Annotated in this window: 16 protein-coding genes; 7 read left to right on the top strand and 9 right to left on the bottom strand. The window is 44.0% G+C overall.

What is annotated here, in order from left to right:
- The first annotated feature begins 141 nt into the window (after nt 1-141).
- Entirely contained in the window at nt 142-2,073 is a 1,932-nt protein-coding gene (locus tag RIH33_RS15580; protein ID WP_406653246.1) for a SpoIIE family protein phosphatase, read from the top strand.
- 26 nt (nt 2,074-2,099) lie between these two features.
- Here RIH33_RS15580 and RIH33_RS15575 read toward each other — a convergent pair whose 3' ends face one another.
- Genes RIH33_RS15575 through RIH33_RS15565 form a run of 3 tightly spaced genes read right to left on the bottom strand, consistent with a single transcriptional unit; the run spans nt 2,100 to nt 5,536 of the window.
- Nucleotides 2,100-2,339, bottom strand: a complete 240-nt coding sequence (locus tag RIH33_RS15575; RefSeq protein ID WP_159580465.1) for a hypothetical protein — start codon at nt 2,337-2,339, stop codon at nt 2,100-2,102.
- 11 nt (nt 2,340-2,350) lie between these two features.
- Complete coding sequence (locus RIH33_RS15570) at nt 2,351-3,595, bottom strand: response regulator (RefSeq protein ID WP_159580467.1); 1,245 nt, start codon at nt 3,593-3,595, stop codon at nt 2,351-2,353.
- Between the two features lie 39 nt (nt 3,596-3,634).
- The gene (locus tag RIH33_RS15565) at nt 3,635-5,536 is read right to left on the bottom strand and encodes an ATP-binding protein (RefSeq protein ID WP_406653244.1); all 1,902 of its coding nucleotides are present in this window, start codon (nt 5,534-5,536) and stop codon (nt 3,635-3,637) included.
- Between the two features lie 433 nt (nt 5,537-5,969).
- On the opposite strand from RIH33_RS15565, the gene RIH33_RS15560 reads away from it, so the two are divergent.
- The 5 genes from RIH33_RS15560 (at nt 5,970) to RIH33_RS15540 (ending at nt 9,712) form a co-directional block, all read left to right on the top strand.
- Nucleotides 5,970-6,530, top strand: coding sequence for a SiaB family protein kinase (locus tag RIH33_RS15560; protein ID WP_255465129.1), 561 nt, complete (start codon nt 5,970-5,972; stop codon nt 6,528-6,530).
- Nucleotides 6,531-6,563: 33 nt separating this feature from the next.
- A complete protein-coding gene (locus RIH33_RS15555; RefSeq protein WP_159580473.1) occupies nt 6,564-6,947 on the top strand; it encodes a DUF1987 domain-containing protein in 384 nt (127 codons plus the stop codon).
- Nucleotides 6,948-6,959: 12 nt separating this feature from the next.
- Nucleotides 6,960-7,469: a hypothetical protein gene (locus tag RIH33_RS15550; RefSeq protein ID WP_406653242.1), complete on the top strand. Its 510-nt coding sequence runs from the start codon at nt 6,960-6,962 to the stop codon at nt 7,467-7,469.
- Nucleotides 7,470-7,600: 131 nt separating this feature from the next.
- Nucleotides 7,601-9,214, top strand: a complete 1,614-nt coding sequence (locus RIH33_RS15545) for a sodium/sugar symporter (protein ID WP_406653241.1) — start codon at nt 7,601-7,603, stop codon at nt 9,212-9,214.
- 3 nt (nt 9,215-9,217) lie between these two features.
- On the top strand, nt 9,218-9,712 hold the full coding sequence (locus RIH33_RS15540; RefSeq protein WP_406653240.1) for a thioesterase: 495 nt from the start codon (nt 9,218-9,220) through the stop codon (nt 9,710-9,712).
- On the opposite strand, the gene RIH33_RS15535 is transcribed toward RIH33_RS15540, so the two are convergent.
- The 6 genes from RIH33_RS15535 to RIH33_RS15510 form a co-directional block, all read right to left on the bottom strand.
- On the bottom strand, nt 9,707-11,059 hold the full coding sequence (locus RIH33_RS15535; RefSeq protein ID WP_406653238.1) for a YihY/virulence factor BrkB family protein: 1,353 nt from the start codon (nt 11,057-11,059) through the stop codon (nt 9,707-9,709). The genes RIH33_RS15540 and RIH33_RS15535 overlap by 6 nt on opposite strands.
- A gap of 180 nt (nt 11,060-11,239) precedes the next feature.
- Entirely contained in the window at nt 11,240-12,475 is a 1,236-nt protein-coding gene (locus RIH33_RS15530) for a metallophosphoesterase (RefSeq protein ID WP_406653237.1), read from the bottom strand.
- A gap of 41 nt (nt 12,476-12,516) precedes the next feature.
- Nucleotides 12,517-15,909, bottom strand: a complete 3,393-nt coding sequence (locus RIH33_RS15525) for an efflux RND transporter permease subunit (RefSeq protein ID WP_406653235.1) — start codon at nt 15,907-15,909, stop codon at nt 12,517-12,519.
- A gap of 35 nt (nt 15,910-15,944) precedes the next feature.
- On the bottom strand, nt 15,945-17,087 hold the full coding sequence (locus tag RIH33_RS15520) for an efflux RND transporter periplasmic adaptor subunit (RefSeq protein ID WP_406653234.1): 1,143 nt from the start codon (nt 17,085-17,087) through the stop codon (nt 15,945-15,947).
- Nucleotides 17,088-17,090: 3 nt separating this feature from the next.
- A complete protein-coding gene (locus tag RIH33_RS15515) occupies nt 17,091-18,518 on the bottom strand; it encodes a TolC family protein (RefSeq protein WP_406653232.1) in 1,428 nt (475 codons plus the stop codon).
- Nucleotides 18,515-19,135 carry a TetR/AcrR family transcriptional regulator gene (locus RIH33_RS15510; RefSeq protein WP_406653231.1) on the bottom strand — a complete coding sequence of 207 codons (621 nt, stop codon included), beginning with the start codon at nt 19,133-19,135 and terminating at the stop codon, nt 18,515-18,517. The genes RIH33_RS15515 and RIH33_RS15510 overlap by 4 nt, the downstream gene beginning before the upstream one ends.
- A 110-nt stretch (nt 19,136-19,245) precedes the next feature.
- Between RIH33_RS15510 and RIH33_RS15505 the strand changes: the two genes are divergently transcribed.
- Complete coding sequence (locus tag RIH33_RS15505) at nt 19,246-20,076, top strand: alpha/beta hydrolase (protein ID WP_406653230.1); 831 nt, start codon at nt 19,246-19,248, stop codon at nt 20,074-20,076.
- Nucleotides 20,077-20,096 lie beyond the last annotated feature (20 nt).

Here is a 20,096-nt window from a genome sequence, read left to right as displayed (position 1 = left end):
AGTAATTAGCCAAATAATTGTCGAAATGTGACTTTTTTTATCGGGTTTGAAAATCTTTGAAATGATTTAATAAAAAGATTCATTCAAGTGGATTTTTTTAAAGTACATTTATTTTTGCTAAAATGGATCAAAGCTATTTCTATGAACATATATGCCAAGCTCACCCTTCTCTGTGTTTCTCTAGTCTTTTTCACCTCCTCGGTACTTTACTTTTTTGTGAACCGGGAACTGGAGCGCACTTTTTCCGAGGAGCTTTTATCCAATGTCACCAGACAGTCTGAACAAACCATTTCTAATATAGAGCGGTTTGTCTACTCCCGACTGAATGAATTAAAAATAGCCTCAACCGATCCCTACTTTAGACAAAGTAACATCCCGCAAGCTGATCTCACCCGCAAGCTGCAGGAGCTCGAAAGCCTTAACGATCTGTATGCCAGCTTCTCTTTCTTCAATAATGAGCGCGTAAGGATAGCGGACAGCAAACAGCTTTCTGTAGGAGAAACGCACTCTTTGAGTACTTACTGGACTAAAATATCACCGACGACAGATGCGGTAGTGGATGTAGATAAATCAGAATCCACAGACCTCAATGTCATGAATTTCGCCACCGTAGTGAAAGACCCCGAAACCAGGGAGCCAAAAGGTGTACTTGTTGGGAGCATTCTTGTGGATGAGTTGTACAAATTTATGGGCGATATCTCACTCGGAGAAAATGCGAGACAGCTGAGTGTGACCCTACTGGATGAGGGTGGCATAATCCTGTACACACAGGATGAAAGCAAAACCGTCCTTCAGGACAAATTTTCTGATTTTGACCTGATCCAGAAGACCAAAAAAACTTCTGCCCGGGTAGAGCGGATCGAAACAGATGACCAGTTTCTATTTGTAGCTAAAGAACAGGGCTATCTAAACAATGTTGGGAACGACTGGACCCTTGTGGTGAGCATAGGGAAAGAAGAGGCCCTGCTACCTCTTGCGGAAATCCAGCAAAAGCTTTTATGGGTGATCTTATTGGCACTGGGTGCTTCCATCATACTTGCACTCATCGTGGCTAATATCTTTGTGAGGCCCATCGTAAAATTGAGCAAAATAGCCGAAGACCTGGGTAACGGTAACCTCTCGGCTGAAATCAAGATCACCTCCAATGACGAGGTAGGTAAACTCGCATCTCAGCTTTCCAATGCCTCGCAGGTGTTGATCAGACGACTGGATGAACAAAAGAAACTAAATGATAAGCTGGAGAACCAGAAAAACGAGATGGTGGCTCAGAAGCAATTGCTGGAACAAGCCAACAGACAGGTATCAGACAGTATCGTCTATGCCCAAAGGATCCAACGCTCTATATTGCCAGAGATCACCGTGCTCTCCAAATTAGTGAAGGATGCTTTCGTTTTCTACGAACCAAAAGATGTGGTAAGTGGAGACTTCTACTGGTTTGAGCGCGTGCGACAAGGCAGAAATGAGTACCTGATTATCGCCTGTGCAGACTGTACAGGCCACGGTGTGCCGGGGGCCATCATGTCTATCATGGGGAGTAATCAGCTCACCAACATAGTGTATTACCAAAACTACATAGATCCTAATAAGATCCTGGCCCGGTTGGATAAGGTTATCAAGTTTGAACTGAAGCGTGATGAAAATCAGAACCAGGACGGGTTGGAAATCGGTATCTGCATCATCAACCTGGACGACCTGAAAATGGAATTTGCCGGGGCCGGTATACCTCTTTATCTGATTAAGAAAGGAACCAATGAGCTCATCACTTACAAGAGCCCTAAATTTATGATTGGTGGTATAGAAGGCGACGAGAAAGAAGTGGCGGGCAAACTGAACAAAGAAGAAATGCAGCTGGAAGAAGGGGACAAAATCTACCTTTCCTCTGATGGCTTTCAGGATCAATTCGGCGGGGAGCACGATAAGAAATTCCTGAGTAAGAACTTCAAAAAACTTATCGAAGACATTTCCGACAAGCCTATGAGTGAGCAAATCAAAGACCTGGAAAGTGCCTTCAGGTCATGGAAAAAAAATACACCTCAAACAGACGATGTGGTTGTCATCGGTGTTGAGGTGTAGTCAGTTGGTTTAAATCCAAATTTCTTTCAGTACCTGATCAGCAGACTTTCATCTACTGACATCTCATAGAGTGTTTCCAGTGCGGTGCTCAGGCTTGTCAGGAGTTCGGCATCCAGGTCTACATCGGGATCCAGGTCCTCCATTTGCTTCAGGTTGTATCCTTTTGCACGGATTTCATCCACACACTTCAAACATATTCGGGTCCAGGACTGAGGACTTATGTTTTCAGTACACCAATTTTTGAAATTGCTTGCCTTTACTTTCATACCGTCCATCTTTAAAGCTTAAATCCCATAATCGAAACATCATCTGTAAGGCCTCCCTCTCCTATCCAGTCATCTATGGTCTGATTCAGGAATTTATACTGCTCACTCAGCGTCTTCTTTTGGATGGATTTGATCATTTCTTCAAATTTTTCCTGTGAAAACTTCACCCCATCCTGATTTTCCTGATTGAAATACCCGTTGGAAAACATATAGTAGGTAGCATCTTCCTGGATTTCAATCTTATCAGCCATCAGGTCATCCACATTTTCCTCAGATTCACCTTCCAGCACGACCATTTCCTTACCATTGAAAATAATCATATCCTGATTGATTCCGCTAAACTGAAGGGTCTTGGCGTTGTTATCAAACAATGCAACGGAAACTTTAAGATCACACTCCAGCTCCTTAGAGCCTGCGGCATCCAGTTCCTGAGTTAATTCTTTGATGATGTCTCCAGAGTGAAAAATCTTCCTGTCCTGGATCAAATCGTTGAGGATGGAATCTGCAATCAGGGTCTTCAAAGAGCCCACGATTCCTTTTCCATCAAACTCAATCAGTGCGATAACTGTATAATCTTCTGATCTGAAATTCAAACTCGTGGTCCAGATAAACTCTTCACTAAAGAGATATTTGGTACGGTACATCACAAAATGCTCTGAAAAAATCCGGCTAAGGTAGCGCTCGTTGGGAAGCATCGACTGCTGAAGTAATCCGGCATACCTGATACTATCTATCAACCGTTTGTTGATACTATTCAGTTCTTCGGTTCGCTCCTTCACTCTACGTTCCAACTCCACGTTTGACACTTCCAGCTCCTTGATATGCTCTTCGCTATCCACAGACTGCTGGTAGGTCTCCATTGCTCTGTCCAGCAAGCCCTTCATTTCATCAAAGTTCCAGGGCTTGGTGATGTACTTATATATGCCACACCTGTTGATCCCATCTTTGATGGCCTCAATGTCTGTGAATCCGGTGAGAATGATTTTGATCACATCCGGATGATCTGGAAGGATCTTCTCGAGAAACTCCGTACCGGTCATCTCAGGCATCCGTTGGTCAGTGACCACCACCTGAATCTCATTCTCACTCAATATATCAATCGCCTCAAAAGGGTTTGTCGTGGTAAACACCTTGAAAAACTTCCTGAAATTTGACTTAAATACCCTCAGGTTAGTAGCTTCATCATCTACGTAAAGCAGGGAGTATTTTTTCTCACTTCTGGTAGTTATATCTGGTGAATCTTGCAGTTCTTCCATTTCCTAGGATTGGCTAATTAGGTTGATTGTAATTAAAGATTATTTGCTCTCTGCCACTTTCGTGCTCTGATCTTTTGTCACTTTCTGGATCTTCTTTGGCAAGGTGATCACAAACTCAGTCCCCTTACCTTCTTCACTGGTAAGTTCGATCTTACCGTTGTGTTTTTCGATGATACCGTAAGTAATGGACATTCCAAGTCCCGTTCCTACACCCACTGCTTTAGTGGTGAAGAAAGGTTCCCAAATTCTGTTCTTGATCTTCTCAGGTATACCCACTCCATTGTCCTTAATTCGTACCACCACTTCGTTGTCCAGTTCCTCGGTATAAATGGTGATCTCACCGTCTTTGCGTTCTTTTGGTATGGCCTGAATACCATTATTCAAAATATTCATAAATACCTGATTGAGCTGACCCGGATAACATTCTATATCCTTCATCTTCTCATCATAGTACTTGGATACCTTGATGGTATTCTTGGTTTTGTTTCTGAGCAGGGTGAGGGTTGCGTCAATGTTCTCATTAACATTGGCTGTTTTAGACTCCTCTTCATCTAGTCTGGAGAATACCCTCAGACCTTTTACGATCTCAATGGTTCGTGTTACCCCGTAGTTTACGTCTTTGATCAGTTCATCCAACTCCTCCAGGATCTCTTCGTACTCATGTTCTTCCTTAAGTTCCTTTACATTCTCGATGACTTCTTCCAGATCGGCACCTTCATCCAGTCTTGAGTACTCCTCTGCAATCTCTCGCATAGACTCTATGGACATCTTAATCGACACCATACCACTGGAGATAAAGTTGATCGGATTATTGATCTCATGAGCAATCCCCGCTGTAAGCTGACCCAATGATGCCATCTTCTCAGAGTGAACGAGTTGAGACTGTGCGTCCTTCAGTGACTGAATGGCCATATTCAACTCCTCCTTAGACTTCTGTTCTTTTTTCAGGGTCTCCTTCAGTTTTTTCTCTGCAAGGAAAAGTTTCTCATTATCCTGCAGCTGCTTATCTGCCAACTCCCTGATTTCCACTTCAGAATCCTGTAATCTCTTATAAGCCTGATTCAATTCATCCTGCGCTTTGATCAACTTCTCATTGATCCTGATTTGCTCTTCAGATGACTTGAGCAACTTGCTCTCAGATTCTTTAAGTTTCTGGTTATTCAACTCTATTTCCTTTCTGGATTCATAGAGTTTCTTGTTAATCAGTTTCTGCTTCTTGAAGTTGATCTTAAGTTCCTCTTCAGATTTCTTCACCTTCACATAGGCCTTATTGGCAGACAGGTAATTATCACCAGCCAACTTTACCAGGGGTCTGAAAATAAACAACCCTTGAAGGAGTAAAATCCCAAGGAAAGCAACAAAGACAATTTTCTCTACCAGACTAAAACCTGTCTTGTAAGACTGAGCTTCCTGCACGAAATAATCCGCTATTTTATCAGTGGCAATCTGATATTTTCTCACGGTATTAATAAGAGTCTCTATAGAACTCCTTAGCGCCAGGTAGTTAATATCCTTCTCATCTCTCGTGTAGACAATATCCATGAGGTTACTGGCGTTGATGTCCATTTGTTCATAGAAGAACTTCAGGTCTTCCTGAAGCGCCAGATAATCAGAAGAGGTGGAAGGCACGGAAAACCCCAATTCAGGATCTCCGGAGACAAGTGCTTTGTGTCCCTTGCGCCATTCTGGGAGTATTCTTCCCAACTCACCTTGAAAAATAGTGAAGTTTCGTTCAGTACTGGAGTAACCCATACCGACAGCAGTTTTTACGATCTGCTGTCCCATAGCTGATTGCTTGGAAGCAACCCGTACTATAGTAGGATCCTCGTTAAAGTTAGTGATGACATCTTTTTGCACCACAAATATGTAATACGCCACAGTACCTGCAACTACCAGGGCTGTAATGGCGTATAGCACAGCATATAGGTCCTTCTTTAGCATAATGTATTATCGGTTGGTTGATTTTCAGATTAGTTTCGCTTACGTCTAAATTTACTTAAACTTTTAGAATTGTAAATAACAAAATCAAGGTTCACATCCCAAAGCTATTCAATTAGAAATTGCGAATAACCAATCCATTCATTTAGAAGCATCACGCAATGGGCCAAAAATCAGCGGTCATTTTGTGATATTTCTTTATGCATTTTATCAATAAATTATCATCTAAGCAATCTTAAAATTTCTATTTCACTCCTATTTGGTATAAAAATCGACTCAATCAGCATTATATTGCAGTCAATAAGAAATACCTCTCCTTGGCAAATAGCAGCACTTTGGGGAATTACCCTTTATAAATATTTTAAGTAATTAAACATTTGGTTTAATCCGCAAATAGTAATTACTTTTCAAAAGTAAAATAATCGCAATATCAAGTATGGATTATCTTAGAAGTTATAAGAATATATATGATCAAAATATAATTTTGATGTACAAAGGGGAATTGACCTTTGACTTAGTAACTTCGATGATTGCGACACTTGAAGAAAGATTGGAAGAGCTTGAGGAGAACCGGAAAGTGAAGAAAAAGTTTTACAATGTGGCTACTGAGTGCATCCAAAATTTGTATTATCACCTGGATGAAGTCAATGCAGATGAGATCAGAATTAGTAGTTATGATTCAAGGTCTGCCTTGATTCTGATAGCCGCGAGAAAGAGGTTTTACAGCTTGCAAACAGGCAACTATATCCCCACTGAAAGAACAGCGGAGATACAGCAAAGACTGGATGATATTAATGCTGTGGAACCGGAAGAGTTGAGAACACTCTATAAGAAGGCGCTCAATGAGCAGGAGTTTTCAGACAAAGGAACCGGAGGTCTCGGATTCATTGATATCGCCAGAAAAACAGGAGGACAAAAATTAAGATATAAATTTCAACCAGTTACTGACAATGTATCTTATTTTACATTGCAGGTAAGATTGCCTAGAGATGTATAGGCAGAACAAGCAGATAAAGCTCTGAATAACCTTATGGAAAAGATTTTTATTGAGCCAACACGGGTTACTCCATTAGTGAACTTTGATCCCGATGAAGGATTACTTGAAATTAAAGGACGATCAAGCCCGGAGAATTCCATACTTTTCTATCAAAAAATCATTGATAACCTGGATGAGTACATCCAAAGTGATTTGACTGATTTTAAAGCCAATTTTTCGTTTGAATACTTTAACACCAGCTCATCGAAGTGTTTGTTTGATGTATTTAAGCGATTAAGCAGAATAGAAGAATCCGGCAAAGGCTTAACGATTAACTGGTACTATGAAGAAGATGATGAGGACATGATGGAAGCAGGAGAAGATTATGCAGACCTATTAGATCTTGAATTCAATTTTCTGGAAATCGAAGAATTCTAAGGATCTAGTCTTATGGAAGGACCCAAAGAGCTTTATCATGAAGAAATAAAGAAACTCAAAGATTTCAGGGTAAGGCTGGATACTCATGCCATTTATAAAAAAGATCTTGAAGACTTCTCTGATGACTATGAGGATCTGGTAGCCCAGGCCAAGGTAATCACCCGTGTATCTGACAGGCTTCAGAAGAAACTCGATAATGCCAATATCCAGATTCGCGAGCAAAATGACGAGATCAAGGACAAAAATCTTGAACTAGAGAAAACCATTCGCGATCTCGCTGAAGCCAAAGTGGGTAGAAAAGCTTCTACCATTATGTTTACTTTGGCCATTGTCCTCTTTCTTTCAGAGGAATTTTTCTTAGAGGACATTATTGAATCTAATGTGTCCATCCCCTATGTAGGCCTCATGGCCAAAGGCCTTATCGCCATCATCCTGAAATTTTTCGAGTCTGGTCTTGAATCCTTCTTCCTGAACCAGGAGAAAAGAAAAATTATCAAGCAGGAAAAATCGGCTAACAGCTAAGTGCCTGCCATTCATAACGTTTTATGCTTTTTATAAATAAGGTGGTCTTGCATGCTTCTGAACACTTCAATATTGCATATGTTTGGAAAACTCTTTAACATGCGTAGTTTTATTTCAAATCATTCAATTTTATGGAATTTTCTTTTGTAGATATTATTGTTTTCATAAGCTACTGTGTCCTCATTGTGGGCATAGGTCTTTGGGTGTCTCGTGACAAAAAAGGCCATGAAAAAAATGCCGAAGACTACTTTTTGGCAAGCAAATCACTCCCCTGGTGGGCCATCGGGGCATCGCTCATTGCGGCCAACATCTCTGCTGAGCAGTTCATCGGTATGTCCGGCTCCGGATTTGCCAGTGGATTAGCTATAGCCTCTTACGAATGGATGGCTGCCATCACACTGATCATAGTAGGCAAGTATTTCTTGCCTATTTTCATAGAAAAGGGACTGTACACAATTCCTGAATTTGTTGAAAAAAGATACAGCACACAGCTGAAAACAATACTGGCAGTTTTCTGGATAGCACTCTACGTATTTGTCAACCTAAGCTCAGTGCTCTACCTGGGTGCGTTGGCGCTTGAGACCATCATGGGTGTGCCTATGATGTATGGTGTGATGGGACTGGCGTTGTTTGCTGCAGCATATTCTCTATATGGCGGACTGTCTGCCGTAGCATGGACGGACGTGGTACAGGTCGTCTTTTTAGTACTGGGTGGTCTGCTTACCACCTACCTGGCCCTGGACACCCTTTCGGATGGGGCCGGTATGATGGCTGGGTTCAAGCAGGTATGGGAAGCCGTGCCAGAAAGGTTTCACATGATTTTGGATGAATCCAATCCTGAATTTACCAATCTCCCTGGTATCTGGGTACTCGTGGGGGGTATGTGGGTTGCCAATCTCTATTATTGGGGATTCAATCAATATATCATCCAGCGAACACTGGCTGCCAAATCACTGAAAGAAGCCCAGAAAGGTATCGTAATGGCGGCGTTTTTGAAATTACTCATTCCATTCATCGTAGTGGTTCCCGGTATTGCCGCATATGTGATGGTCAATGACCCGGAGATCATGGCACGTCTGGGTGAACTGGGGCAGGTAAACGTCCCTGGTCCTGGAGAATCAGACAAAGCCTACCCATGGCTACTTCAACTGTTGCCAGTTGGTTTGAAAGGGGTTGCATTTGCGGCTTTGGCTGCTGCCATCGTTTCTTCACTGGCTTCTATGCTTAACTCCACTTCCACGATATTTACCATGGATATCTACAAGCAGTATATTAAGAAGGATGCCACTGACCGTCAGACGGTAAGAATGGGTAGAATTTCCGCTTCCATAGCGTTAGTAATAGCCTGTGTAATGGCTCCGCTATTGGGAGGTATCGATCAGGCCTTCCAGTTTATTCAGGAGTACACGGGAATCGTAAGCCCTGGTATTCTGGCTGTATTCCTCCTGGGTCTCTTCTGGAAAAAAACCACCAATGCCGCAGCCATTTGGGGTGCTATACTTTCCGTGCCTATTGCCATGCTTTTCAAACTTCTGCCCGGAATACCTTTCATGAATCAGATGGGGCTCACTTGTCTCCTTACCATGTTGGTGATCATCATAGTGAGCTACATGGGAGGCAAAGGAAAAGACAATGAGAAAGGAATAGAACTAACAAAAGGGCTTTTCAAAACCACACCAGCTTTCAATATTGGTGCATTTGCCATTACTTTGATCCTTGTGGTTCTTTATGCACTTTTCTGGTAACAGATGACTCAACTCACCAAAAAGCAGGAAAAGCTCCAACGACAAGTCACCAGCAAGTGGCAGTTTGGGCTTTTCCTGCTCACTAAACTTCCGATGGGCCTGATTGCAGGCATGAGGCTCCGTGAATTAGATACAACCCGCTGTGTGACCTCAGTGCCCTTTAAGTACCTCACCAAAAATCCCTTTAAGAGCACCTATTTTGCAGTGCAAAGCATGGCTGCAGAGCTATCTACTGCTTCTCCCTGCCTGCTGGCAGTGGCCGGGCACAAACCTTCCGTAGCATTTATCATCGTAGATCTGAAAGCGCGATTTATGAAAAAAGCCGTGGACAGGGTTTATTTCACCTGTGAGGATTGTCAATTGGCCTTTGATGCGGTAGATCGTGCAGTTGCTACCGGTGAAGCCCAAAGCGCCACTTTCAAAACGGTGGGTAAGATGGCAGACGGTACAGTGGTGTCAGAGTTTGAGTTTACCTGGTCATTTAAGCAGCGCTCATAAATCAACCACTTTTTTATTAGACTGAGCCTCCCTGATGGCTTTATCCACTTCAGCAAGCAGCGCTTCAATGTTATCAAATCCCTCATTTTCAGAAGCCTGTGGTAAGTTATCCATTCCCAGTTTTTCCAGCCGGTCATAGACCATGAAGACGTCAATTTTGTGGATGTCCATCCCTGGCTGAAATTGCTCTACTTCCGGATCGGCTATTTTCACGATTAGTCGTGCTGTTTCCAGATCATCCAGTATCTCACGGATAAACCTTCGGGGTATATTCAGTGTCTCGCATAGGTGCTCAAATGAAACAGGCTCGTCGTTGGATTGAAAATCCTTCACAATCCTCCGCAATACAAGAAGCGTCATTTTTCGCTTAGATTTCAAATTCATCTTCAATTCCTCATTATCATAGGCCCAGCCTCCGACATTCTGTACTGCAAAGGCGAACTCCGCACCAAACAATAAGATCATCCAGCTGAGCTGAAGCCAGACAAGAAAGAGCGGAAGGGCAGCAAAACTCCCATAGATCACACTATAACGAGAAAGGTAAACCTGCCCTTCGATCCAGGCAAACTGGGTGATCTGGTAGGCCGTACCGGCCAAAATTCCGGCAATCAACGCAGGCCTTATCCTGACTGATGTATTGGGAAAAACCATATACAGGAGAAAAAGCAAAAACCAAATCAGTGTATAGGGTATCAACTTAATGAGAAACAGGATAACCGGCTTGAACAACCCCAAAATGCTAATACTATCGGCGAGACTCTCAATGCTGGTGGTGATGAAGACAGCTGCTGAACTGGCCATGATAAGGATGAGCGGTCCCAGTAAAATCACTGACATATAGTCTGTCAGCTTCCTCTTGAGCGTTCGTCCCTTGCGGGTATTCCAAATGTCATTGAAGGCCACCTCTATGTTATTCAACAACCTGGCTACGGCGTAAATCAAAAAAACCGCACTGATACCCGATATAATTCCACCACTAGATGTGGATAGCATTTTATTGGCAAACTTCAAGGTGTAATCCAGGACTTCCTGCTGACCGCTAAAGTACTTGATCAGCTCATCCTTCAGGTAATCCTCCAGTCCAAAGATGGTGGCAATGCCAAAGGCCATAGCCACCACAGGCACCACGGAGAGCACTGAAAAATAAGTGAGCGCAGAGGCCTTCTCTCCACACTTATCTTTCTCAAACTCTGAAAGTGTGATGATCCATATTCTGATCTGGCGGTAGAGAAACCTGCGTCTCTTTGGGAGACCATCCAATTTGAGTTTCCATAAGTCCTCGTGAAGGAAATTTTTGATGTTTTTGACGTGCCGGGCAACCATATTTCGATCAGAATTACACGCCAAGATAATTAATATGGGTGGCAATAAACGAGAAAAAGAGGCAGAAGCCTCTTTTTCAAAAATTAATTGCAATGAGCAATATTCACCATAACCACTTAACGAGGCTTGTCTTGAAAAAACAATCAGCCTACATTACAATGAGAATTTTAACCAGCTCTATAACCATTAAAGTGCTGCTTACCCCTATCCATGCTTCAGCTCAAGTACTGTAATCTCAGGTAAGATCCCCACCCTACCCGGATAGCCCAGAAAACCAAATCCTCGGTTCACATATAAGTACTGGCTGCCATCTTTATACAAATCAGCCCACTGCTTATAGATATACTGAGACGGGCTCCACCTGAAATCTCCGATCTCTATGCCAAACTGCATTCCATGCGTATGACCGGCAAACATCAGATCTATATCCGGAAACTCAGGCCTCACCTGGGCATCCCAATGGCTGGGATCGTGAGAAAGCAAAATTTTAAACGGAACCTCCTCGGTGCCTGCATAGGTTTTCGCCAGGTCACCGTATTTAGAAAAGCGCCCTGCCCCCCAGTTTTCCAGCCCTAAAATCGCAATCTGATCTGCTCCTTCTTTGATTAACCTGTTTTCGTTCAGCAGGATGTCCCACCCCATATAGCGGTGCATCTCCTGAAGCTGAAGAACATCGGCTTGCTTAGCCTGTGGACTGGCCCAGCTTCTATAATCACCATAGTCATGGTTGCCCATTGTGGAGTAAACCCCCATGGGGGCATCAATTTTGCTAAAAATATCAAGGTACGGTTTAGCCTCATCACTCTGATTGTTGACCAGGTCACCGGTAAAGAAAACAATATCTCCTTTCTGCTGATTGATCAGGTCCACCCCACCGGCTACAGCTCTCTTATTGAAAAAGCTGCCGGTGTGAATATCAGAAACCTGCACAATCCTGAGGCCATCAAATGCCTTTGGCACATTGGGTGAAACAATTTGCCTCTTCCTTATTCTATAGTCATGAGCCCCGGAAACAATGCCAAAACTGAATACCGCAATCGGAACTGTCCCCGCAATAATGGCTGATTTTGAGAGAAACTCAGAGCGCGACAGGTCCTTTGGCGTCTCTGCCCTGGATGGCATGAGATTCATAACATAAGTAACCAGCCGCCTGAAATCATCCGCCACCAAAAAGATGGCCGAGATCAACTTGCCAATAAGCGTGATAAAAAAGGCAGTAGTGATAAAAAGTCTAAGGTTCTGAAACTGCTTCGGGTCCAGTTGTTCATAAAATATGATCCCCAGAAAAAGTACCAGAGACACTCCAAAATAGGCTACAGAAACAAGCCTTCTGGTCAGTACCTCATAATCAGAGATCAACACACGAATGGCCTGATAGATATACAGGTCAAAAGCCAGGTAGAGTACCGCCGCTATCCCAAAGAAATAAATTCTACTCATAAGCAAATGCCCCGGTCATTTGACCGGGGCTCCAGGTTTTATTAACTAATCCCCAGGTACCGATTGACCCGGGCAAAAAAGAGGTACATCACTGGTACAATCACCAGGGTAAGGAATGTGGCAAACGACAGTCCGAAAATAATGGTCCATGACATTGGACCCCAGAATGCCACGTTATCTCCCCCAAGGTAGAAATCCGCATCGTAGGTCCTCAGGAATTTTATGAAATCCACATTGAACCCTACTGCCAGTGGTACCAGCCCCAAAACAGTGGTGATCGCTGTGAGCAACACTGGTCTCAGCCTCGTTTTCCCAGCCACAGCTATCGCTTCTACTATTTCTTTAAAAGGTAACTTATCCACCCCAAGTTCCTTTCGCTTGCGCTCACGACTCAGTTCTATAAAGTCTATGAGCACGATGGCATTATTCACCACAATTCCCGCAAGCGAGATAATTCCTACCATGGACATAATCACCACAAAGTTCATTTGGAAAACCACCAGCCCCAGGAACACTCCGATAGTACTCAGGACAACGGACATCATGATGATAAAAGGGGTAGTTACTTTATTGAACTGTGCCACAATGATCAGAAAGATCAGACAGACAGCTATACCAAGCGCCTTGGTGAGGAAAGCCATTTCTTTGGCTTGCTTCTCCTGCTCCCCACTGAATTTAAATTCATAACCAGCAGGCATCTGGAAGTTGCTCAGTAGCTCCTCAATTTCCCCGTTGATCTCAGTGGCGTTGTAGCCGGTGACTACATTGGAGCTGATGGTAATCACCCGATCCATATCCTTCCTCTTGATAGAGCCATAAGTAGAGCTCAGCTCTGAAGTAGCTACCGATGAAATAGGCACACTCACCATTTTACCAGATGTCTGATCTCTGAAAACCACACTTTTATTCATCAGAGCATCAATATCGTATCGATACTTCTCCATAAGTCTGAGCTGCACCTCATAGTCATCTTCACCTTCCTTGTACTTGGAAACTTCCTTCCCGAACAGTGCAGTACGCACCTCCATGGCTATGGAGTTAGTAGACAGTCCAAACCTGCGGGCTTTTTCCCTGTCAATATTCACAACAAGCTCTGGCTTACCCGTTTCCAGGTCCGTTTTCAGCTTTTCTATACCCTCTATACCCGACTCATTGATGGTTTTCTTCATCCGCTCGGTCACCTCTATAAGGGTGGCGAAATCCTCACCAGATACTTCGATACTGATTGGTTTACCTGCCGGCGGGCCATCCGCATTCTGATCCACTGTAACAGCCACACCCGGATAGCCTCCTATGGCCTCCCGAATCTCAGTCAAGATCACCTTGGTATCTATGTCATTCCTATATTTAAACTCCTTAAAATTGACTGTAATCCTTGCTTTATTGGGGGTGTCCTGCTGCCCAAAAGCGGAGGGGTCGTTGGGATCAGATGTTCCCTGTCCCACATTGGCAATGATAGACTCCACGATGCTTTCGTATGGTTTCACCACATCAAAAACAATGTGCTCAATTTTCTGGGTAAACTCATTGGTGTGCTCAATGTCTGTACCCACGGGATATTCAATAAAGACATTGATGTACTTCGGGTCTGTTTTAGGAAAGTACTCCACATCGGGTGGAAACACGCTCATCAGTCCAAAAGATCCAAAAAACATCAGTACTGTACCCCAAAAGAATAATGCAGGCTTCCATCCCGAAAGGGCAAAATCCAGGGTGGACTTATACAGACCCTCTAACCATGGGAGAAAAGTCCTTTGGAATCTGGCTGAGGCAGGTACCAATACATACACGTTCAGGATAGTAATCAAACCGGCAATGACGAGCAGGTTGCCCAGCACTGTCGCCTTCACGAGTAATAACAATGCCCCAAGGACAATCGCCGCAGCAACAAAAATCATGATGCGTTTCTTATTGGTCTCTCCGGTTTCCAGCTTCATGAATGCCGCTATCAGTACCGGGTTGATCACCAAGGCCACAAACAATGAAGAACCCAATGTAACCATGAGCGTAATGGGAAGGAACTTCATGAACTCTCCCATAATACCTGGCCAAAAAGCCAACGGAAGGAAAGCGGCCAAAGTAGTGGCTGTAGAAGCAATAATAGGCCATGCTACTTCCCCTACCCCTTGCTTGGTGGCTTCAAAAGAGGACAATCCCTCTTCCCTGAGTCGATAGACATTTTCCACTACCACGATACCATTGTCCACCAGCATACCCAGCGCCATGATCAGGGAGAAGAGCACCATCATGTTGATGGTAATGCCAAACATGCCCAGAATCATGAAAGCCATAAACATGGAAAGAGGTATCGCTATCCCAACGAAAAGGGCGTTTCGTGAACCCAGGAAGAACAACAGCACCAGCACCACGAGAATCACCCCGGAGATGATGTTATTTTCAAGACTATCGACCAGTTCCCTGGTTTGCTCAGACTGGTCGTTCGTCTTGGTCACAATCAGGTCTTTAGGAAATACATCTCTCCTGGCCTTCTCCAGGATCGCATTGATCTTATCGGTAGCAATGAGCAGATTCTCGCCACTTCGTTTCACCACATCCACCATTACCACCGGATTGCCTCGCAGCCTCGCATAGTCCTGCGTTTCTTTGTAGTCAAAGTCCACCTCACCAATATCTCGCAGATAAACGATGTTTCCTTTCTCACTTTTCACCACCACATCCAGAACTTCTTCAGGGTAGGAAAATTCGCCAACTACGCGGATAGACCTGCGAATGTCCCCCTCTCTCACACTACCACCTGAAAGAGTTATATTCTCACTTCTGATGGCGTTTTCAATGTCCGAAAAGTTCACCTCGCGGGCTTCCATCTGATAAGGATCCACATTCACCTTCAGCTCCTTTTCATTGATACCTCGTATCTCTACTTTGGAAATTTCAGAAACCTTTTCAATCTCCTCCTCCAGGTACTCAGCATATTCATTGAGTTCCTCCATGCTGTAGTTTCCAGACAGGTTGATATTCAAAATCGGAAACTCAGAGAAGTTCATTTCAAATACATTTGGATCGGTCTGGAGCTCCGGAAGATCGGGCTTGGCCCTGTCCACCGCGTCCTTTACCTTGATCAGCGCATCTTCTATGTCCGTATCCGACGTAAATTCCACGATGATGGTGGAATAATCCTGTACTGAAGTAGACTTAATATTGTCCACCTCGGCTATTGTATTTACTTCCTTCTCTATAGGCCTGGTCACCAGGTTTTCCATATCCACGGGAGAGTTGCCCGGGTGAGGAGTGCCTATGTACACGATCGGTTGCTTCACTTCCGGGAAGCTCTCTTTCGGCAGGGTGAGATAGGTCAGCAGACCTATAATGACCACAAGTATTGTCAGGACATAGACCGTGGTCCGGTTATTTAGCGAAAGTGTGGTTAAACCAAACTGCTTTTCGGTGCTCTTATTAGTAGATTCGTCAGCCATTTATTTGCTTTCTAATGAGTTATACCACTTGTTGATTAGTTTCTGATTGTAACGGCCGCATCAGGTGCGAGCTCTCTATAGCCCTCATAAGCAATCAGCTGGCCAGCAGACAATCCTTCAAGTATTTCTGTCTCCAGATTGTAAGATACCCCGGGCTTCACGTACACTTTACTGGCCACCTTCTTCCCCTCCTTGTCCACCAGTTCGTACACGTAGCTACCCTTGCTGTCCCGCTGTACCAGTTTGGTTGGCACCACAAGTGCTTTGTCTGTTTGGTAGTCTATCATGTGGAGAACCACCACCTGATTCGGTTTGACTGGGAAGTTGACTGCCGGCAGGCCTACCTCCACTTCGAATGTCCTGTTCTCACTCTTAATTACCTGACCTACAGAAGCTATTTTGGAGACTACTTCCTTATCCAGAGATGGGAAATAAACTTTCACCTGCTGGCCTACTTCAAATTTGCCCAAGAAAGACTCTGACACATCCGCAGAAATGTAAGTGTCATTTTGATTGACAATCCGTACCAATGGCATACCTGGTGAGGTCATCTCGCCTTCTCTTACGGGTATGTTATCAATTATCCCATTGAAAGGAGCCACCACGTTGGACTGGCTCAATTGTGAGTTGAGTGTTTTCAGTTTACTTTCGAGAGCCTCCTTATTATTCTTGGCCTGAAGGTACTGCACCTCTGTACCAATATTCTGCTCCCACAGCTTAGTCTGGCGCTCACAAATGGTTGTAGCCAACTCCAATTGTGTTTTTACTTCCGAGATACTATTCCTCAGGATGTCCGCATCCAATTGCACCAATAGCTGACCTTTACTCACTTTTTGCCCTTCAGTAACTTTGATAGACGCTATCTTGCCCATGGTCTCAGCTGAGAGCATTACATTTTTTCTGGAAGCCACTGTACCTCGTACTTCTACCCAATGCTCAAAACTATCAGGTGTCATCTTCAAAGTAGTGATCAGGACTTTATTCCCTTCCTTTTTCTTCAACTGCCCCGACTGAATCAGTTCAGCCTCAAGGTCAGAAATTTTGGTTTCCAGCTCCTTTTGCTGTGCTTTCAATTCGTTCAGTTCCGTCACTTTATCCTTGGCAGCCTCACTGCCTCCGCATGCATATACAAGCGCCGAAATGATTACTATGTAGGTGATTTGATTGATCTTTCTCATGATCTATTGTTCGTTATAAAGTATTCCTAATGCTTTTTTCAATTCTAACTGTGCGATAATGGCGTCATACAGCGCGCTGAAGTAATTGGTCTGGGCCTCCTTCAGGGAGGTATCAGCCTCGATTACTTCCAGGTTGGACCCCACACCCTCCTGATATTTGATCTGTGAAATATTGAAGATGGATTCTGCGAGCTCGGCATTTTCCTTCTGCACTTCCAGCCTGCTCAGGGCGTTGTCCAGGTTATCCTGGAATCTTTTAATGTCCATCTCAATCGACCTTTCGAGAACTTCAAAACCATTTTCAATTTTGGACAAACTCAGCTTTTCCTGCTGAATCTGATAGGTTCTTTGCAATCCCGTGAACATATTCCACTTCAAGCTGAGGCCAAGGGTAGAGTACCCATACCATTTATCCGGCCCCACACCTTGTTGATCCTCAAAACTACTGTTGGTAGTAAAGATTCCTCCAAAATTGGGTGACTGTGTAGAATACCCCAGGTTGGCAAAGGCCGAAATCATCGGGATCGCCTCAGCATACTTATTCTTAATGTTCAATTTTTGAAGCTCGTAGTTGGCCTGCAGTACCTGGTAGTCAGGGCGATTAGCGTAATCCCAGTTCTCAGCGTTCGGCAGTTCTACCTTTTGCAGAGCCTCATCCTCCAGAGATCCGCTGATAATGAGCTCCTCGTCAAAAGGGAAATTCATCTGAAACTTGAGCAGCCTCATAGAAAGGTCATTCAGGTTTTCGATGTTTTCTCTGTTTACTTTCAGGTTGTTCAAAGTCACCTTTAGCCGATCAGCGTCTATCTTCTCAGCAAACCCGTTTTCATACATGGCCAGGGTATTGCGATAGAGTGTATCAAGCCTGCTCAGGTTGGCGCTTACCAAAGAAAGCTGCTCACGTGCGATCAGAAGGTTGTAATAAGCCTTTGATACACTCATTACAATCTCCTCATTGGTTTGATTGGAGTTTTTGATCGACAAATCCTTATAGGCCTGTGACGCCTGAAGTCCTACAAAATAAGATCCGTTGAAAATCATCTGATTGATACTCAGACTGGCATCTCCTGCTCCTTTGAGCTGAAAGATATTCCGAAGAGCAACCACATCTCCATCAGACAAACCAAGCTGGCCCGCCTGCTCATCTGTGATGAAAAAAGAACCACCACCAGTGGTATATTGTGTGAAAAACCTGGGCTGAGTAGGGCTCTGCTGTACAGAAACCGAACCCGACACCTGGGGTAACCCTATACCCACGGTCTCCTTCACACGAGCAGTAGCAATCTGCTCATCCAATAGCGCATTTTTCGCGTCAGCACTGTTTTTCAGTGCATACTCCACGCAATCATCCAGCGTAAATGACCCGGAGGTCTCCTGAGCCACCAACCATGTACTCAGCATTAAAAAAAGTAAGGTAAGTTTTCCTTTCATTTTGAGTGATTATTAACTTCTTGAGATTGATATTCCTGATATAATTGTTTGCCTTTTTCAGACAGGAGGCCATGTACAAAATGATCAAACACCTGCATCTGTACTTCTATAAAATCAAATTCTGAACGCGGATATAACTGATCACTAAAAACCATCTGGACGATCTCCATCCTCAGTATGGCCAGCACCCTTGCGTTGAGCTCCATCCGGTAGTAGCCCTCGCGTTTACCCCGCTCAATATTGTCAACGATTTGACCTACCAGATACTGCGATTTAAACTCCTGAAAAATCGCCCATCCATCCGCATGATACTTATGAAGGTCATAAAGCAGCGATGGATTGATTTTGAAAGCATGCTCCCGCATACATTTGGCCAACCTGAACAATTCGTCAACCGCATTGGACGCCGATGCTATGACTCCTCCAAATTGGGCCATCTCCCCATCCATATGGAACCTGACTACCTCAGTGACCAATTCATCTTTATTACTGAAATGCAGGTATAAGGTCTTTTTAGACATGGCCAACTCCCTGGCTACATCGTCCATGGATACCGACCTGACCCCAAATTGTATAAACAGTGAATGTGCTCCTTCTAAAATTCTTTCCTTCGACACAGAGATTTGATATTTTCCACAAACTTAAACAGGGAAACTTTCATTGTGTTTAAAGTTTCCTGAGTTTCTACGGACATCAATCAGGAAGGTTCAACCAAATTGAACTTTTTTTGAAAATATTTCTGTTTCTTGCGGCATACCTAATGGAATTAACCAATACCTCTCTCTTTTACCGTAAATCTGGCAATGGCCCACACCCCGTCATCCTTCTACATGGTTTTGGTCAGGAGCATACTGCCTTTGACTCCTGGCTCACGGCGCTGGAAGCCAATCACACGGTATATGCCTTTGACCACTACTATCACGGACAAAGCACCCGGGAAGATTCGCCACTTTCCATTGCACAATGGAAACATCAGTTTGAGGATTTTCTCCTCAGAGAGGACATCACGAAATTCTCCATTGTGGGTTTCAGTCTTGGGGGAAGGTTTGCACTGGTCACCACCACACTTTTTCCGGAAAGAATCAACCGCCTCATCCTGATCGCACCGGATGGAATTTTCAGAAGCATTTGGTTCCGTGTAGCTACGAGTGCTCCTGGCAATCCCCTCTTCAGGTACCTGATGCTCCATCCGGATCGCTTCAATACCCTGTTGAATGTTTTTAAACAGTTGGGTATTACCTCATCAGCCATGGTGCGGTTCGCACAAAAAGAACTGCAGGGAAAAGACAACCGTAAGCGGGTATATCGCACGTGGACCTACTTCAAGCCCATCCAACTGCCCATATCAGCGGTAGCCAAGGTCATCAATCAACACCGCATTCAAACACATCTGATTCTTGGTACCCTTGACACCATTATCCCTCCGGATAAAATCATCCCGAAAACCACCAAAATCCGCACATTGGAAACACATAAACTCCCCTACAAACACCATCACATGATCGAGGCGTCAAAAACCTTGGTTCCTTCTTTGCTTTCAGGGGAATTCTTTGATTAATTCTTCTATTTTTGCGGTGA

Origin of the sequence: Marinoscillum sp. (assembly GCF_040222955.1) — a bacterium.
Classification (GTDB): domain Bacteria; phylum Bacteroidota; class Bacteroidia; order Cytophagales; family Cyclobacteriaceae; genus Marinoscillum.
Note: the sequence above shows the minus strand (reverse complement) of the source record. Positions and strands in the feature narration are given on the sequence as shown.

Coding starts and splice junctions, on each gene's coding strand:
- RIH33_RS15520 (WP_406653234.1), bottom strand. CDS start 17,087: ATGAGAAAGATCAATCAAATCACCTACATAGTAATCATTTCGGCGCTT.
- RIH33_RS15565 (WP_406653244.1), bottom strand. CDS start 5,536: ATGCTAAAGAAGGACCTATATGCTGTGCTATACGCCATTACAGCCCTG.
- RIH33_RS15560 (WP_255465129.1), top strand. CDS start 5,970: ATGGATTATCTTAGAAGTTATAAGAATATATATGATCAAAATATAATT.
- RIH33_RS15550 (WP_406653242.1), top strand. CDS start 6,960: ATGGAAGGACCCAAAGAGCTTTATCATGAAGAAATAAAGAAACTCAAA.
- RIH33_RS15515 (WP_406653232.1), bottom strand. CDS start 18,518: ATGAAAGGAAAACTTACCTTACTTTTTTTAATGCTGAGTACATGGTTG.
- RIH33_RS15580 (WP_406653246.1), top strand. CDS start 142: ATGAACATATATGCCAAGCTCACCCTTCTCTGTGTTTCTCTAGTCTTT.
- RIH33_RS15530 (WP_406653237.1), bottom strand. CDS start 12,475: ATGAGTAGAATTTATTTCTTTGGGATAGCGGCGGTACTCTACCTGGCT.
- RIH33_RS15525 (WP_406653235.1), bottom strand. CDS start 15,909: ATGGCTGACGAATCTACTAATAAGAGCACCGAAAAGCAGTTTGGTTTA.
- RIH33_RS15545 (WP_406653241.1), top strand. CDS start 7,601: ATGGAATTTTCTTTTGTAGATATTATTGTTTTCATAAGCTACTGTGTC.
- RIH33_RS15575 (WP_159580465.1), bottom strand. CDS start 2,339: ATGAAAGTAAAGGCAAGCAATTTCAAAAATTGGTGTACTGAAAACATA.
- RIH33_RS15570 (WP_159580467.1), bottom strand. CDS start 3,595: ATGGAAGAACTGCAAGATTCACCAGATATAACTACCAGAAGTGAGAAA.
- RIH33_RS15555 (WP_159580473.1), top strand. CDS start 6,564: ATGGAAAAGATTTTTATTGAGCCAACACGGGTTACTCCATTAGTGAAC.
- RIH33_RS15540 (WP_406653240.1), top strand. CDS start 9,218: ATGACTCAACTCACCAAAAAGCAGGAAAAGCTCCAACGACAAGTCACC.